This window comes from Sphingomonas sp. FW306-05-A, from assembly GCF_058782275.1.
Genome location: NZ_JBYSXN010000002.1, coordinates 869,929 through 885,233, shown reverse-complemented (window position 1 = coordinate 885,233; position 15,305 = coordinate 869,929). Strand labels below are relative to the sequence as shown.

12 protein-coding genes are annotated in these 15,305 nt (G+C 66.4%); 8 read left to right on the top strand and 4 right to left on the bottom strand.

Annotation, left to right across the window (positions count from 1 at the left end):
- Position 1: 1 nt before the first annotated feature.
- Positions 2-304: a 50S ribosomal protein L28 gene (gene rpmB / locus AC3WJR_RS12915; protein WP_131526490.1), complete on the bottom strand. Its 303-nt coding sequence runs from the start codon at positions 302-304 to the stop codon at positions 2-4.
- A 222-nt stretch (positions 305-526) separates the two neighbouring features.
- On the opposite strand from rpmB, the gene AC3WJR_RS12910 reads away from it, so the two are divergent.
- The 3 genes from AC3WJR_RS12910 (at position 527) to AC3WJR_RS12900 (ending at position 2,716) form a co-directional block, all read left to right on the top strand.
- A complete protein-coding gene (locus AC3WJR_RS12910; protein ID WP_492725426.1) occupies positions 527-814 on the top strand; it encodes a hypothetical protein in 288 nt (95 codons plus the stop codon).
- 81 nt (positions 815-895) lie between these two features.
- Positions 896-1,324 (top strand): nucleoside deaminase, encoded by a 429-nt coding sequence (locus AC3WJR_RS12905; protein WP_492726134.1) that lies wholly within the window; start codon positions 896-898, stop codon positions 1,322-1,324.
- A gap of 87 nt (positions 1,325-1,411) precedes the next feature.
- Positions 1,412-2,716 (top strand): hemolysin family protein, encoded by a 1,305-nt coding sequence (locus AC3WJR_RS12900; RefSeq protein WP_492725425.1) that lies wholly within the window; start codon positions 1,412-1,414, stop codon positions 2,714-2,716.
- A gap of 175 nt (positions 2,717-2,891) precedes the next feature.
- On the opposite strand, the gene AC3WJR_RS12895 is transcribed toward AC3WJR_RS12900, so the two are convergent.
- Positions 2,892-3,599 (bottom strand): helix-hairpin-helix domain-containing protein, encoded by a 708-nt coding sequence (locus AC3WJR_RS12895; RefSeq protein ID WP_492725424.1) that lies wholly within the window; start codon positions 3,597-3,599, stop codon positions 2,892-2,894.
- 69 nt (positions 3,600-3,668) lie between these two features.
- Positions 3,669-4,934 carry a phosphoribosylamine--glycine ligase gene (purD, locus tag AC3WJR_RS12890; protein WP_492725423.1) on the bottom strand — a complete coding sequence of 422 codons (1,266 nt, stop codon included), beginning with the start codon at positions 4,932-4,934 and terminating at the stop codon, positions 3,669-3,671.
- Between purD and xseA the strand changes: the two genes are divergently transcribed.
- From xseA to AC3WJR_RS12865, 5 genes are all read left to right on the top strand, one after another.
- Positions 4,933-6,333, top strand: coding sequence for an exodeoxyribonuclease VII large subunit (gene xseA, locus AC3WJR_RS12885; RefSeq protein WP_492725422.1), 1,401 nt, complete (start codon positions 4,933-4,935; stop codon positions 6,331-6,333). The two genes, purD and xseA, sit on opposite strands and share 2 nt — an antisense overlap.
- A 27-nt stretch (positions 6,334-6,360) precedes the next feature.
- A complete protein-coding gene (locus AC3WJR_RS12880) occupies positions 6,361-6,570 on the top strand; it encodes a DUF2093 domain-containing protein (protein ID WP_354279244.1) in 210 nt (69 codons plus the stop codon).
- A complete protein-coding gene (locus tag AC3WJR_RS12875) occupies positions 6,518-7,507 on the top strand; it encodes a M23 family metallopeptidase (protein WP_492725421.1) in 990 nt (329 codons plus the stop codon). The genes AC3WJR_RS12880 and AC3WJR_RS12875 overlap by 53 nt, the downstream gene beginning before the upstream one ends.
- 195 nt (positions 7,508-7,702) lie before the next feature.
- On the top strand, positions 7,703-10,702 hold the full coding sequence (locus AC3WJR_RS12870) for a TonB-dependent receptor domain-containing protein (RefSeq protein ID WP_492725420.1): 3,000 nt from the start codon (positions 7,703-7,705) through the stop codon (positions 10,700-10,702).
- 453 nt (positions 10,703-11,155) lie between these two features.
- Positions 11,156-14,005, top strand: coding sequence for a TonB-dependent receptor domain-containing protein (locus AC3WJR_RS12865; RefSeq protein ID WP_492725419.1), 2,850 nt, complete (start codon positions 11,156-11,158; stop codon positions 14,003-14,005).
- A 72-nt stretch (positions 14,006-14,077) separates the two neighbouring features.
- Here the strand turns inward: AC3WJR_RS12865 and AC3WJR_RS12860 are convergent, their stop codons facing one another.
- On the bottom strand, positions 14,078-15,103 hold the full coding sequence (locus tag AC3WJR_RS12860) for a hypothetical protein (protein ID WP_492725418.1): 1,026 nt from the start codon (positions 15,101-15,103) through the stop codon (positions 14,078-14,080).
- Between the last annotated feature and the right edge of the window lie 202 nt (positions 15,104-15,305).

Genomic DNA, 15,305 nt, shown 5'->3' with positions numbered 1-15,305 from the left:
CTTACGCCGCAGGAGCCTGTGCAGCGACGAGCTTCTTGGAGACGTCGCGCTTGAGGCGACGGCAGCGCAGCGACAGCTTGTCGTTGGTCGTCTTGACCAGCCAGTTGTCGAGACCACCGACGTGCTCGACCGAGCGCAGACCGTGTGCCGAGACACGCAGCTTCACGCTGGTGCCCAGCGCGTCCGACATCAGCGTGACGTTCTGCAGATTCGGCAGGAACGTGCGCTTGGTCTTGTTGTTGGCGTGGGAAACGTTGTTACCCACCATCCGGCCCTTGCCGGTCAGTTCGCAAATACGCGACATCGTAAATTCCTGAATGTCCGGTGGGGCCCGTGGCGAACCCCTAGAAGGGGGCGCGCTTACCGAACACGCCGGGGCGCGTCAACCGATTCAGCCTTTTTGCTGTAACATCCGTGGTCCGCACGTGCCATTGCCGCGACGCGCCGGTGCGGATGCAACCTTCCGCAAACACACGGCGTTTGGTTTCGGTAACGATTCGATCAGACGGTATCAGGGGAGAGTGGGATGCGCTTTTTATTGGCTTTGGTCGGGATTGCGGCGCTGGTCGTCGTGGCATTGGTGTCGCTCGGCATGTTGAAGATCGACGGGTTCGCCGGACAGCTGCCGTCGGTCAGCGTCGCCGGCGGCAAGGCGCCTGAGGTCGAGGCGAAGATGGCGACGGTCGAATTCGGCACCGCGAACAAGTCGGTCGAAGTACCGACGGTCGGCACGACCACCAAGACGATCGCGGTCCCCACGCTGCGCGTCAACAAGCCGGCCGATGCGACTGGCAACACCGTCACCACGCAGTAAGCGCCGTCCGCACTGGTTAGCGGCGATCGCATCGGGCATGACGCGCTGATGTCGATCGCCGCGCTCCTGCTGCCTCCCGCGATGCGCGCCGCGCTCGACGCCGCGGCGTCAGCTGCGACGGCGGGGGAGGTACCGGTAGGCGCGGTCGTAATGCGGCGCGGCGAAGTGATCGCCACCGCCGCCAATGCGCCACGCACGCTGCACGATCCGACCGCCCATGCCGAGATCCTCGCGATTCGTGCCGCGGCGCACGCGATCCGAAACGACCGGCTCGACGAGTGCGACCTGTGGGTGACGCTCGAGCCGTGCGCGATGTGTGCGGGCGCTATTGCGCACGCCCGAATCGCCCGGCTCTACTATGGCGCGAGCGACCCCAAAGGCGGCGCGATCGAACATGGTCCGCGGATCTTCACGCAAGCTACTATCCACCACCGGCCCGAAATCTTCCCGGGCATCGGCGAAACCGAATCCGCCGCAATGCTGCGCGGTTTCTTCGCAAACCGGCGCTGATCGCGGCGCCAACGCGTCGTGAAACGCGGCGCGGTGCAGCAGAACTGTTGTGAAATCCGGCGAATCGCGCGAAGGACGTCTTGCGCCATGCACCCACTTCCCCCCTTTCCCTGGATCGACGTCGCGATCATCTTCGCGCTCATCCTGCTCAACGGCGTTTTCGCCATGTCCGAACTTGCCATCGTTTCCGCGCGCAAGGCGCGGCTCGATGCGATGGCGCGCAGCGGAAAGCGTGGCGCGCGCGTTGCGCTGACGCTGGCGGCGGACCCCGGCAAGTTCCTTTCGACCACGCAGATCGGGATTACGCTGATCGGCATCCTGTCGGGTGCCTATTCGGGCGCGAGCCTCGGCGGCCCAGTCGGCGCGCGGCTTCAGTTTCTGGGGCTCGGCACCGAGCTGACGCAGACGATCGGCTTTGCGCTGGTCATCGGCATCACGACCTATGCCTCGCTGGTGATCGGCGAACTTGTCCCCAAGCAGATCGCGCTCCGCGCCCCCGAGCCGATCGCCGCGGTGATGGCGGGGCCGCTGCTGGGGCTCGCCTGGGCGACCGCGCCGGTGGTGTGGCTGCTCGATTCGTCCTCGGGCCTGCTGTTTCGCCTGATGCGGATGAAGCGCGAGACCGAAGAGCATGTTACCGCCGAGGAACTCCACCTGATCGTCGCCGAGGCCTCCAAATCGGGGGTGATCGAGGAACATGAACGCTCGATCATCTCGGGTGTCGTCCGGCTCGCGGACCGCCCGGTGCGCGAAGTGATGACGCCGCGCACCGACATCGAATGGATCGACGCGACGCTCGACGAGATGGGCATCCGCGCCGCGCTGATGACCGCATCGCACAGCCGCCTGCCGGTGACCGAAGGATCGGTCGATACGGTGATCGGCGTGGTCCAGGCGCGCGACATCGCGGTGGCGCTGTTCAAGGGGCAGCCGCTCGACGTCCGCGCGCTGATGCGCCAGGCACCGGTCGTGCTCGACCAGATCGACGCGATGGATGCGCTCGACGCGCTGCGTCAGGCCGAGGTGCCGATGGCGCTGATCCACGACGAATACGGGCATTTCGAGGGGATCGTGACCCCCGCTGACCTGCTCGCCGCGATCGCGGGCGAGTTCGCGTCGGATTCGGACCCCGAGGAAGCCCCTTCGGTCGTCACGCGCGACGACGGGTCGCTGCTGGTCGCCGGACAGATGGCAGCGGATGCGCTGGCGGAACGGCTCGGCATCGATCTGCCCGAGGACCGCGATTATGCGACGGTTGCGGGTCTCGCGCTCGCGGTATTCCGCCATTTGCCGGGCGAGGGCGAGAGCTTCGTCGAGCAGGGCTGGAAGTTCGAGGTGGTCGATCTCGACGGCCGCCGGATCGACAAGCTGCTGGTCAGCGAAGTCGGGTAAGGCGCGATACGCCACGCGCCCTTCCGCTTCCCCGGCGGAGGCCGGGGCCCAGTCGCGGAACGACGGTAACGGCGCGGTGCGCTCGATGACGCTGGACGTCGCGCTTGGGCCCCGGCCTTCGCCGGGGAAGGGCATGTCAGGAGTGCGTCGGCTTCATCGGTTCGAGGCGGCGCGCCTACCCACCCAGTTTTCCGAACTGCGCCTCATACCCTGCGCGGTCGCCTGCGGTGAGCAGCTTGGCCTGTTCGATCCACCGGTCGCGTGCCATCCGCCCGCGAAATACCCCGAGCTTGGCGTCGAGGGCTTCGGCATCGGCCGGGCTGAGCGCGGCGATCTGGTCGACCTGCGTGATCCCGAAATCGGCGAGCGTCGTGGCGAGCTTTGGGCCGAGACCCTTGATCTGCGTGAGCCCGCTTGCGGCCGGAGCGGCGGTGGTCGGCTGGGGCACCGGCGCAGGGGTCGGTGCCGCATCGCTAGCCGGGGCCGGCGCAGGCATGGGCGCGGGACTCGGGACCGGGATCCGGGCTGCTACCGGGGACATCGTGTGGGGTGGTGTCGGCGCGGGGGCAGGTGCCGCCGTGCGCTCGGCAGGTGCGGGCGCCGGTGCGGGCGCGGGCCGTTCGGGCACGTCCTCCGACGGGGTCGCGACCTGGGTACCGTCCGGGGAGACGCTCGGCTCCTGGGTCGCGCCGTTCGCCTCGGCGATCTCGAAATTGCGTTCGACCTGTTTCGCGGCGTTCCTGCGGCGTCGCGCGAGCGTGCTGCCCCACACGATCGTCGCCACGGCCAGCACGGCCAGCACGACCATCAACGCGACGTGGACCGTCGTGATCGGCATCATGAAGTCGATCGCCTGGTTGGGGTTTTCGGGCGAGGCGGCCATCGGATACTCCTACATAAGTCGGGTTGTCCTAGCGCACGCCATCCGCCGCCGTCGCGCGAAAACGCCTGCTCAGTCGCCCGCGCGCGCGATTTCGCGCCAGCCGATGTCGCGACGGCAGAAGCCGCTCGGGAAGCGGATTGCATCCACCCCGCGATACGCCGCATCGCGCGCGGTGCCGATCGTGTCGCCGAGCCCAGTCACCGCGAGCACGCGTCCGCCCGCCGCGACGATCCCGCTATCGGTCGCGCGCGTGCCCGCCTGGAACACGATCGCGCCGGTCGCCTCAGCGTCGGCGATCCCGTCGATCGCGCCGCCCGCCTCGGGTGTGCCCGGATAGCCGTTCGCCGCGAGCACCACCGTCAGCGCCACCGCATCGCGCCACTGTGCCGCGCCATGATCGGCGAGCGTACCGCGCGCGACCGCGAGCAGGATCGGCACCAGGTCGCAATCGAGCCGCGCCATCAGCACCTGGCATTCGGGATCACCGAAGCGCGCATTATATTCGATCAGCTTGGGGCCGTCGGCGGTCAGCATCAGCCCGGCATAGAGCACGCCCGAGAACGACGTCCCCGCCGCCGCCATCGCGGCCACGGTCGGCCGCACGATCTCGTCGAGCGCGCGGCGCTCGAGTTCGGGCGTCAGGACGCGTGCCGGGCTGTACGCACCCATCCCGCCGGTGTTGGGGCCGGTGTCGCCTTCGCCGACGCGCTTGTGGTCCTGCGCCGAACCGAACGGCAGGATCGCTTTGCCATCAGTCAGCACGAACAGGCTGGCTTCCTCGCCCTCGAGGAATTCCTCGATCACTGCTTCACCGCCCGCGTCCGTGAACAGGTCGCGCAGCGCCGCTTCGGCCTCGTCGTGCGTGGTGGCGACCGTCACGCCCTTGCCCGCGGCGAGGCCGTCCGCCTTGACCACCACCGGCACCCCGAAGCGCGCAAGCGCACCGAGCCCGGCGTCGAGCGACGTCACATGCGCGTAGCGCGCGGTCGGGATCTGCGCGCCATCGCACAGCGCCTTGGTGAACGCCTTCGATCCCTCGAGCTGGGCCGCCGCCTTGTCCGGCCCGAACACCGCAAACCCCGCCGCCCGCAACGAATCGCCGAGCCCGTCGACCAGCGGCGCTTCCGGCCCGATCACCACGAGGCCGATCGCGTTGGTCGTGCAAAAGCCAGTGGTCGCCGCATGATCGCGCACGTCGAGCGCCACGAGCGTCGCATGTTCCGCAATCCCCGGGTTGCCCGGCGCGGCAAACAGCGTATCGCACAGCGGAGACTGCGCGAGCTTCCACGCCAGCGCGTGTTCGCGCCCACCCGATCCGATCAGTAGGATATTCATGTCGGACCCTCTTTTTGACGCCGCGGCCCGCCTCCTAGCGGGGGACGGTCCTGCCGACAACGGCCCCGCAGCGGGTGGCCCACCAGGCAATTCGGTGATGAGCGTCGGCGAATTCGCGGGCAAGCTCAAGCGCACGGTCGAAAGCGAGTTCGGCAGCGTGCGGCTGCGTGGCGAAATCTCGGGCTATAAGCGCGTGGCCTCGGGCCATGCGTATCTGAGCCTCAAGGACGACAGCGCGGTGCTCGATGGCGTAATCTGGAAGGGCCAGGTCGCCGCGCTCGGGTTCCAGCCGCAGGATGGCGCGGAGGTGATCGTCTCGGGCCGGATCACGACCTATCCGGGGCGTTCCAAATATCAGATCATCATCGACCGGATGGAACTGGCGGGCGAGGGCGCGCTGATGGCGCTGCTCGAGAAGCTGAAGGCGAAGCTCGCCGCCGAAGGGTTGTTCTCCGCCGACCGCAAGCAATTGCTGCCGTTCATGCCGCGGACGATTGGCGTGGTCACATCGCCGACCGGCGCGGTGATCCGCGATATCCTCCACCGGCTCGAGGATCGCTGCCCGACGCATGTGCTGGTGTGGCCGGTCAAGGTGCAGGGCGCTGGCGCGGCGGAGGAAGTCGCCAAAGCGATCCGCGGGTTCGATGCGATGCCGCCCGAGACGCGCCCCGACCTCGTCATCGTCGCGCGCGGCGGCGGGTCGATCGAGGATCTGTGGGCGTTTAACGAGGAAGTCGTCGTCCGCGCGCTCGCGGCGTGCACCATCCCGACGATCTCCGCGATCGGGCACGAGACCGACACCACGCTCGCCGATTTCGCCGCCGACCGGCGCGCCCCGACGCCGACCGCCGCCGCCGAGATCGCGGTCCCGGTCCTCGAAGACCTGCGCCTGACGATCGCGGGCTATGGCCAGCGCACCGGCAAATGCGCGCGCCGCTATCACGACCGCGGGCGCGAGCAACTGACCGCTTTGGTCCGCGTGCTGCCCAAGCGCGACGCGTTGCTAGGGCCGCAACGCCAGCGCGCGGACGATGTCGGCGCACGGCTCGACCGCGGGCTCGAACGCCGCGTGACGGTGGCGCGCGGGCACCTCGATCGTTCGGCGGGGGCGCTGCGGCTGTCGACGCTCGAACGCCAGCTGGAACGCGCACGCGATCGCACCGCGGCGGCGTGGCGGCTGGTCCAGTCGCTGGGGCCCAACAGCATCCTCGACCGTGGCTATGCGTTCGTCTCGACCAGGGCCGCGGCAGGCGGGGAGGTTGTCGGTTCTGCGGCGGCGGCGCGCACTGCCGGGGCCGTGACGCTCCACTTCCGCGACGGCGAGGTCGACGCCAAGGTTGAGCGCGGCGGCGGCAAGGCCTATGCTGGCAAACCCGGCGACCAGCCGACCCTGTTGTAACCGCTCTTGCCCGAAAGCCCCCAGTCGATGCTCATGTCCAACAGCGATCGCGCGGCACGCCTCCATTTCATGGCAAACGGCTTTCGCGTGCTGAATCCGGGGGATCACGTCGTCTGCGCGGTGTCGGGGTCGCGGATCGCGCTCGACGACCTGCGCTACTGGAGCGTCGCGCGGCAGGAAGCCTATGCGACCGCGGCGCTCGCGACGCAGGCGATGGGCGGCGACGCTGCCGCATAAGCCGACCCCGGGCGCTGGCCCGGTTCGGGGCATTGCGACGGGGCTTCTTGTCGTCCTGCTCGGCGGCTGCGCGGTCGTGCCCTCGGCACCGCAGGGCGACCGCACTCCTCCGGTAGGCGCTCCCACGACGGTGCGCCCGGCGCTGCCGCAGCCAGCCCGCCCCTCGGCAAGCACCGGCTTCGACTATGCAGGCAGCCGGATGCAGGGCGGATTGCTGCTGGGCACCGCACCCGATCACACGCGGCAGTTGCTGTTCAATGGCGTTGCCGTCCCCGTGGCGGCGGACGGTCGCTTCGTCATCGCGTTCGACCGCGATGCCGGGCCGAGCGCCACACTGGCGGCGACGCGCGACGATGGCGTGGTGATCCGCGATACGCTCAGTATCGCGCCACGCGCCTGGGATATCTCCCGGCTGTCGACGCTCCCCAAGATCCCGCTGCCGCAACCCGAGTTCGACGCAGTCCGTCCCACCGAACTCGCGCAGATCGTCGCCGCGCGGCGAATCCAGAGCGATGCGCAGGGGTGGCGGCAGGCGTTTCTCTGGCCGACGACCGGGCGGATCTCGACGCTGTTCGGATCGCAGCGGATCTACCGCAACGGCGAGGCGGGGTCCTATCACTCCGGGCTCGACGTCGCCAAGCCGACCGGGTCGGTGATCGTCGCCCCTGCCGACGGGGTGGTGATCCTCGCGGCGGATCATCCCTTCACGCTCGAGGGGAATCTGCTGATGATCGACCACGGCATGGGGCTGAACAGCGCGTTCCTGCATCTGTCGGCAATCCAGGTGCATGTCGGCGACCATGTCCGGCGTGGCCAGCCGATCGCGCTGTCGGGTGCGACCGGGCGTGCGACGGGGCCGCATCTGCACTGGAGCCTGCGCTGGCGGGATGCCAAGATCGATCCGTTGCTGGTTGCTGGGCCGATGCCTGCGCAATAATAATACGCGACCAATGGGTATGTGATTGGTCTGTTGCACGATTGTAACAGTATACAGTTATTTGGATGTGCCCGTTTACATCATAAGGGGCAGGATACAGTCTCGCCTCATCAGGTCAGGCCGAAAGGCCGGATCTTAACGGTGCGCCAGGGGGGTGCATCAGGGGGAATATCGAACATGAATCCAACGAACAGCATGACTCTGTCTCGTCTGCGTCAGAGCGCGGCGCCGGTGGCGCTCGCCATGGCATTTGCGGCCGCGCCTGTCTGGGCGCAAACCGCCCCGGCGACGACGCCGTCCGAGCAGACCGCACCTGCATCGGTGCAGGCACCGTTGCCGACCAGCCCGGAAACCGCCGCACCCGACCAGGACATCGTCGTCACCGGGTCGCTGTTCCGTCGCACCAATACCGAAACGCCTTCGCCCGTCACCGTCATAACCAGTGAATCGCTGGCACGCGCCGGCATCACCAACATCAACGACGCGATCCGCTCGGTCTCGGCCGATGGCGCCGGCTCGATCTCGACCGGCTTCCAGGGTGGCTTCTCCGCTGGTGGCGCTGCGGTTTCGCTGCGTGGCCTCGGCGTTTCGTCGACGCTGGTGCTGATCGACGGTCTGCGCTCGACCAACTTCCCGCTCAACGACGATGGCCATAACGCCTATGTCGATCTCAACTCGATCCCGTTCAGCGCGGTCGACCGGGTCGAAGTCCTCAAGGACGGCGCTTCGTCGACGTACGGCGCGGATGCGATCGGCGGCGTCGTCAACATCATCATGAAGAAGAACGTCGTCGGCGTCAGCGGGACTGCCGAGGGCGGCGTTTCCGAAAAGGGCGACGGATCGCGCTATCGTGCCAATCTGACCGCCGGTATCGGCGATTACGAACGCCAGGGCTTCAACTTCTACGTCAACGGCGAATATCAGCGCGACAGCGCAATTTCGGTGCAGGACCGCGGCTTTCCGTTCAACACCACCGATCTGAGCTCGATCGGCGGAAGCGATCTTAACACCGCGGATAGCGCGCTGACGACCGCGACGGTCAACGCCGTCGTTCGTCGTACGAACCAGACCAACCTCAACGATCCGTTCACCGGCGGCACTGTCGCAACGGGCCAGTACACCACGCTGAACCTGACCAATTGCGCGGGCGGCACCTACACGGTCGCCGGTGCAGCCGGCGGCGTCGGCTGCAAGCATAACAACACCTACGAATATTCGCAGATCCAGCCGCAGCAGACCCGCTACTCATTCACGGGCCGGTTGAGCCTGCGCGTCAGCGACAATGTCGAAGGCTATATCACCGGCAGCTACTCGCACAGCCAGGTGCTGATCCGTACCGCGGCACCCGCCATCCGTCAGCGCCAGCCTTACGGCGCCGCGCCGACCCAGGCATCGAGCGCACCCGGTATTGTGCTCCCGGTCTATGTCTGCGCAGCGGGCACCAACTGCTCGATCGCAGCGGATCGTCGCCTCAACCCGAACAACCCGTATGCGGCGGCTTATGCGGCTGATCCCGCCAACGGCGCAGCGCGCATCTACTATCTGTTCGGCGACATTCCCGCCTCGACCAACCGTACCAACGAAGTCATCCGCGGGGCCGCTGGCCTGCACGGCAGCTTCGGCGGCGGGTTCGACTGGCGAGTCGATGCGGTCGGCGCGCGCGACAATTTCAACATCGTGTCCAACGGCACGATCAACATCGCGGGCTTGCGCCAGGCGGTGAACACGGGGGCGTACAACTTCGTCAACCCCGAGTTGAACAGCGCTGCAGTCCGCCAGTTGATCTCGCCGACGCTGAGCGTACCGTCCTACACCTCGATGGTGTCGCTCGACGCGTCGGTCAGCAAGTCGCTGTTCGAACTGCCGGGTGGTCCGTTGCAGGTCGCGGTCGGCGGGCAGGTCCGTCGTGAGGTTGCCAACAACAACAGCCTCAACCCGAACCTCGAGAATTACGGCAACACTTCGGCGGCGTTCGGCCAGCATACGGTTTCGGCGGGCTATGTCGAACTGCAGGCACCCGTGCTCGATACGCTCGAAATCAACGCTTCGGGCCGCTACGATCACTATTCGGAAGGGTTCGGACGCTTCTCGCCCAAGATCGGCGCCAAGTTCACGCCGATCAAGCAGATCGCGATCCGCGGAACCTATTCGCAGGGCTTCCGCGCCCCGACCTTCGCCGAGAGCAACCCGCGCAGCAGCTTCGCCGGCTTCGTGTCCTTCAACCCGCCGTGCAACTTCGTCCTGGCGCATGGCGGCACCGGTACGCTTCAGTCGTGCACCGGCGGCGGCAACCCGTACAACAACTCGTACAGCGTTGGCGGCGGCAGCACCGGCAACCCCAATCTGAAGCCCGAGAAGTCGCGCAGCTTCACCGCAGGTACGGTGATCCAGCCGATCCCGCAGGTCAGCTTCACGGTCGATTATTACAACGTCAAGAAGAGCGACGTGATCGTGACCGGCCCGCAGGCATCGACCGCGCGGAACAACTACTTCGCGGGGCTGCCGCTCCCGGCCGGCTACACCGTCTCGGCGGTCGACGCGGTCGACCCGCTGTTCCCGAACGCGCTGCCACGCGTGCTCGTGATCAACGTGCCGTACGTCAACGCGGCCAACATCGCGACCGAGGGTCTCGACTTCGGTGCGCAGGCTTCCATCCCGCTCGGCGGCGGGGCGCGCTTCTCGAGCCGGCTCGATGTCACCGCGATCCTGAAATACAATCAGGACAACGGCGACGGCGTGATCCAAAAGTTCGTCGGGACGCTTGGGCCATATGAGCTGTCGTCGGGTGCAGGCACCCCGCGGATCCGCGGCAACTGGCAGAACACGCTGGAAATGGGCCCGGTCTCGCTGTCGGCGACGACCTATTACGTCTCGCGGATCAAGTCGGTCGCTGCCGACGAAATCGCACCGGACGACAATGGTAACATCGACCTGTCGTGCGCGAACAACCTGTATTCCTCGCCGACCGGTGAGGGGAACAACTTCTGCTACATCCGTCGCTTCATCTACGCGGATCTCAACCTGGCGGCGCAGGTCAACGACAAGTTCACGTTCAGCGTCAACGTGGGCAACTTCACCAACGAGAAGGCACCGATCGCACCGGCATCCTACTCGGGGATCAACTACCTGCCGACCTGGCATTATGCCGGCGTCATCGGGCGGACGTTCCGCGCCGGGGCATCGTTCAAGTTCTGAACGATCCGGCCGGGTTCACCCGGGGATCATGACCTACCAGAGCGAGGCGGAAAGCAATTTCCGCCTCGCTTGCGTTGGGGTGATGCCAGTTTCACGCGGCGTTCCGACGGGACCTGATCGGCCGTACTTCGAACGAATGATTGCCTTCCCGTAACGTTGTTGCAAAATTGCTACATCGCAGCAAAAACACAAAAAGGTCCACGGCGGCCACTTTACAGTAGCCCGATGTAACTGCATCTTTTCCCCAAGCACACAAAAGATGCTGATCGGACGTCATTCTTTTGAATGACGTACATTTCCGCACATTTCGTATGTGACGGTAATAAAGGGGAAACTTTCATGAAGAACAATAGGTTTGCGCGTAAGCTCGGAATCGGATCGGCCTTGTCGGTTATTGCGACTGCGAGTTTTGCTCCTGCTGCAACGGCACAAACGGCCCCGATCGAACCCGGCGTGACTGACGCAGCCGCCGTCGAACCGACGAGTTCGGACATCATCGTCACCGGCACGCTGATCCGCAATCCCAACCTGACGTCCGCATCGCCCGTTTCGGTCATCAGCGATGCCGAAATCACCAAGCGCGCACCGAACACGGTCGAGGAACTCCTCCGCGCGCTTCCCGGCGTTTCGCCGGGCATCGGCAGCCAGGTCAACAACGGTGCGAACGGCACCAACACGGTCGACCTTCGCGGTCTCGGCGTGCAGCGCAACCTGGTGCTGCTCGACGGCGCGCGCGTCGTTCCGGCGCTCGCCAATGGAGCGACCGATCTCAACAACATCCCACTCGCACTCGTCGCACGCGCCGAGGTGCTGACCGGCGGCGCTTCGACGACTTACGGCGCGGACGCGGTGTCGGGTGTCGTCAACTTCATCACCAAGCGCGATTTCACCGGCCTCGAAGTCAACTTCCAGAACAAGATCCTGCAGTCCGGCGACGGCTATTCGTTCCGCGGTGACATCACGGTCGGTTCGAACTTCGCCGACGATCGCGGCAACGCGGTGCTGAGCTTCGGTTATACCAAGATCGACCCGGTCTATCAGACCCAGCCCTTCTCGCTGTTCGGCATCACCAGCACCAACAACGCGAGCGGTGGCGTGGCCTCGGGTTCGTCCTTCACGTCGGTGCCGACGACGATCTCCTTCCCGACGTCCGATCTGCAGGTCTCGCAGTCGGGCGCATCGCTGGTGCCGCAATATCAGGGGTTCAACTTTAACCCGTACAATATTTTCCAGACGCCGATGATCCGCAAGAGCGTCTATGCGGCGACGCATTACGACGTCGCGGACGGGGTCGAATTCTATGCCCGCGGCATGTTCACGCAGAACACGATCGAGCAGATCATCGCTCCGTCGGGCGTGTTCGGGAACGAACTGACGATCCCGGCGAACAACCCGTATCTCAACACGACGATCCGCGACCAGATCTGCACCGCGAACGGGATCGCGCTTGGGGCAACCTGCAACACCAACGCAGCATTGCCGCTCCCCGGCGTCTACCGTCGCCTCGTCGAACTCGGGCCGCGTATCAGCAACTGGGAAAACACGGTCTATGACGTCCGCGCGGGCCTGAAGGTCGACATCGCGAAATCGACCCAGCTCGACATCTCGGGATCGTACGGCCGCGCCGAACAGTCGCTGACGCAGTCGGGCTATGTCATCACGCAGCGCGTGCAGCAGGCGCTCAACGCGACCAACACGACGACCTGCACCGTGACGACCGGCGGTTGCGTACCCGTCAATCTGTTCGGCCAGGCGGGCAGCATCTCGCCGGCGCAGGTCGCCTTCCTGCAGGCGCAGAGCACGGTCCGCATCAACACCGAACTGTACCAGGCGCGCGCGCTGCTGACGGGCGACGTGGGCACCTTCCTGCCGACGTCGGACAAGGCGATCAGCTATGCGATCGGTGCCGAATATCGCAAGTACAAGTATGACCGCATCCCTGACGCCTTTGCGCAGGATCCGTCCGCGCTGGGCGGGGCTGGCGGCGCTATCCTTCCCTTCTCGGGCGGCTACGACGTCAAGGAAGCGTTCGGCGAATTGCTCGTCCCGCTCGTCGCGGACAAGGCGTTCTTCAAGCAGCTGACGCTCGAGGCCGGTGTGCGCTACTCGTCGTATAACATCGATGCGCCGAGCAACCCGAGCTTTGACACCACCACCTACAAGGGTGGCGCGACGTGGGAGCCGGTCGACGGTATCCGCCTGCGCGGTACCTATCAGCGTGCCGTCCGCGCGCCCAACATCGGCGAGCTGTTCGCGCCGACCGTCACCGGGCTGACCTCGCTCGGCACCGATCCGTGCGCCGGCGCGGCGGTCACGAGCAACGCCAATTTGCGGGCGGTGTGTATCGCCCAGGGCGCGCCCGCTGCCTCGATCGGTTCGATCCAGAACCCATCGGCAGGGCAGGCGAACCAAACCGGCGGCGGCAATCCCAACATCCGGCCCGAGAAGGCGGATACGTTCACGGCCGGGCTCGTCATCGTTCCGCGCGGGATCATTCCCAACCTGACGGTGTCGGTCGATTATTACGACATCAAGATCAACGACGCGATCACCTCGGCGCTGCCGAGCGACGTGATGGACGCATGTTTCGCCAACATTACCGCAGCGTCGGCGGCATCGTCCGCGTGCACCATCATCCGGCGCAACCCGGCGAACGGGCGTCTCAGCGGCCCGACCTCGACGACCTTCGGTTTGCCGACGCCGCTGACCAACAACGGGCGCTATGCGACGGACGGGATCGACCTGACGGTCAACTACAACCGCAAGTTCGGGGATCTCGCCCTCGACCTCAACTTCGTCGGCAACTGGACGGATCACCTGCGATTCCAGGCGTCCCCAAGCTCGCCCAACCGCGATTGCGTCGGCTATTACAGCGCGAACTGCGGCCCGAGCCTTGGGCAGATCATGCCGAAGTTCTCGTGGCAGCAGCGCACCACACTGGGTGCGTATGGCGCGACCGCGTCGCTGTTGTGGCGGCACATCAACAAGGTGCGGTACGAGCCGGGCCTGCCCGCGCTCTACTCGGGCGTCATCCGCAACGGCGCTGGCGTCAGCTCGGAGCTCGCGGGCCAGACGCGTAACTTCAACCGCATCCCGGCGTATAACTATCTGGACCTGACGCTGCAGTTCGATGTCGCCAAACAATATCAGCTGACGCTTGGCGTGCAGAACCTGCTCAACGCGCAGCCGCCCGTCGTCGGCGGTCAGGCGGGGACGACCGCCGCCAACAGCGGCAACACCTTCCCGTCGACCTACGATCCGCTGGGTCGTGCGTTCAGCGCGGCGGTGCGGTTCCGGTTCTGACCGATCCCGGGCGGCGCGTCCGCCCGGTTCGTATCTTCGAGAGGCGGCCTTCGGGTCGCCTCTTTTTTTGCGTCAGGCCGATGGCGGGAGCAGCGCGCCCGGCAGCGTCAGCGCGATCCCTGCACCCTCCGCGACCTTGGCGGCCCAGCCGAGCACCATCGCGATTTCCTCGGCATGAAGCGCCGACGCGGACTGCTGGTCCGCCTTGCGCGCCTCGGCGTCGAACGCACCGCCGAACTTGGCATGCTGCCGGAACACCGACTGGACGATCCCGTCGCGCTCATCGTCGGTTGCGGTCATCCCGAACAGCGCGTCGATCGCCGCGAGCGCGGCGTTGGGACGCGCGAGCAGGACTTCGCTGTCGAGGGTGCGTACCCGCTCCGGCCACCGTTGTACAAGTTTCGCGAACAGCGCGTGCTGCGCAAGCCATCCGACCGCGGCAACCTGGAGGTCCGACAGGCGGAAGATGGCCTCCGCGTCGAGCCCCATGTCGACCAGTCCTTCCTTGAGGAAGCTCGCGAGCAACTCGCGCACCCACAACCGCCCCCATAACCGCTTGCTCGCGATCGACCCCAGATAGGGTCCGAGCGGCGCGTATAGCAACACGGCCCCCGCCTCGGGCCGCGCGGCCAGCATCGCGGTGGTGAGGCCGTTGACGATGTTGGACGGCTTGATCACGCATACTTCGCCCGCCGCGAACGGTCGGGCGAGCATCGCGAGACCGTCGCCGAGCACCGCGAGGATCTGCCGCGGATCACCCCCGCGATGCCGCCAGCCGACCAGGTCGTTGAGCAGCATCGGTTCCTTCAGGCTGAACGCCCGCCCCGGCCGGTCGTACGCGTTCGCGAGCAGGGTCGAGCAGCAATAGGCGGAATGGAAGACGAAATTGATCCGCCCCGTCGCCGCCGATCGATCGCACCGACCGCGCGGGATCACGACGGGCGCGCCTGAGGATCCGAGATGTTCGTCGGTCAGGAACGGGACGCGGTGCCGTACATCGCGGGGCGCGGAGACGAACTGGAACGCGTCGATCCCCGGATCGTACCGATGGGCCAGCCATTCGGGGGCAGGGGCGACGGGCGGTTCCGGGATCGACATGCCGCCGATCTTCGCGGACGTCGCGCGCGGGATCAAGCCGCGCTTGTATCGCGAGGCGCTGCGGATCGGGGAAGCCGACGAGAATGCGCGCTTGGTGTTGTTTACCGGCGCGACCCGGTTCGAACATTTGATGCCGCCAGCGCCTCGGTTCCTTGAGCACCTCCCCGGCGAAGGCCGGGGCCCAGTAGAGATGGTAGCCGCA

Excerpts from the sequence above, each read along its gene's own strand:
- AC3WJR_RS12875 (WP_492725421.1), top strand. The coding sequence starts at position 6,518 with ATGCGACCGCGGCGCTCGCGACGCAGGCGATGGGCGGCGACGCTGCCG.
- purD (WP_492725423.1), bottom strand. The coding sequence starts at position 4,934 with ATGAATATCCTACTGATCGGATCGGGTGGGCGCGAACACGCGCTGGCG.
- AC3WJR_RS12905 (WP_492726134.1), top strand. The coding sequence starts at position 896 with ATGCGCGCCGCGCTCGACGCCGCGGCGTCAGCTGCGACGGCGGGGGAG.
- xseA (WP_492725422.1), top strand. The coding sequence starts at position 4,933 with ATGTCGGACCCTCTTTTTGACGCCGCGGCCCGCCTCCTAGCGGGGGAC.
- rpmB (WP_131526490.1), bottom strand. The coding sequence starts at position 304 with ATGTCGCGTATTTGCGAACTGACCGGCAAGGGCCGGATGGTGGGTAAC.
- AC3WJR_RS12860 (WP_492725418.1), bottom strand. The coding sequence starts at position 15,103 with ATGTCGATCCCGGAACCGCCCGTCGCCCCTGCCCCCGAATGGCTGGCC.
- AC3WJR_RS12870 (WP_492725420.1), top strand. The coding sequence starts at position 7,703 with ATGACTCTGTCTCGTCTGCGTCAGAGCGCGGCGCCGGTGGCGCTCGCC.
- AC3WJR_RS12910 (WP_492725426.1), top strand. The coding sequence starts at position 527 with ATGCGCTTTTTATTGGCTTTGGTCGGGATTGCGGCGCTGGTCGTCGTG.
- AC3WJR_RS12895 (WP_492725424.1), bottom strand. The coding sequence starts at position 3,599 with ATGGCCGCCTCGCCCGAAAACCCCAACCAGGCGATCGACTTCATGATG.
- AC3WJR_RS12900 (WP_492725425.1), top strand. The coding sequence starts at position 1,412 with ATGCACCCACTTCCCCCCTTTCCCTGGATCGACGTCGCGATCATCTTC.
- AC3WJR_RS12880 (WP_354279244.1), top strand. The coding sequence starts at position 6,361 with ATGCTCATGTCCAACAGCGATCGCGCGGCACGCCTCCATTTCATGGCA.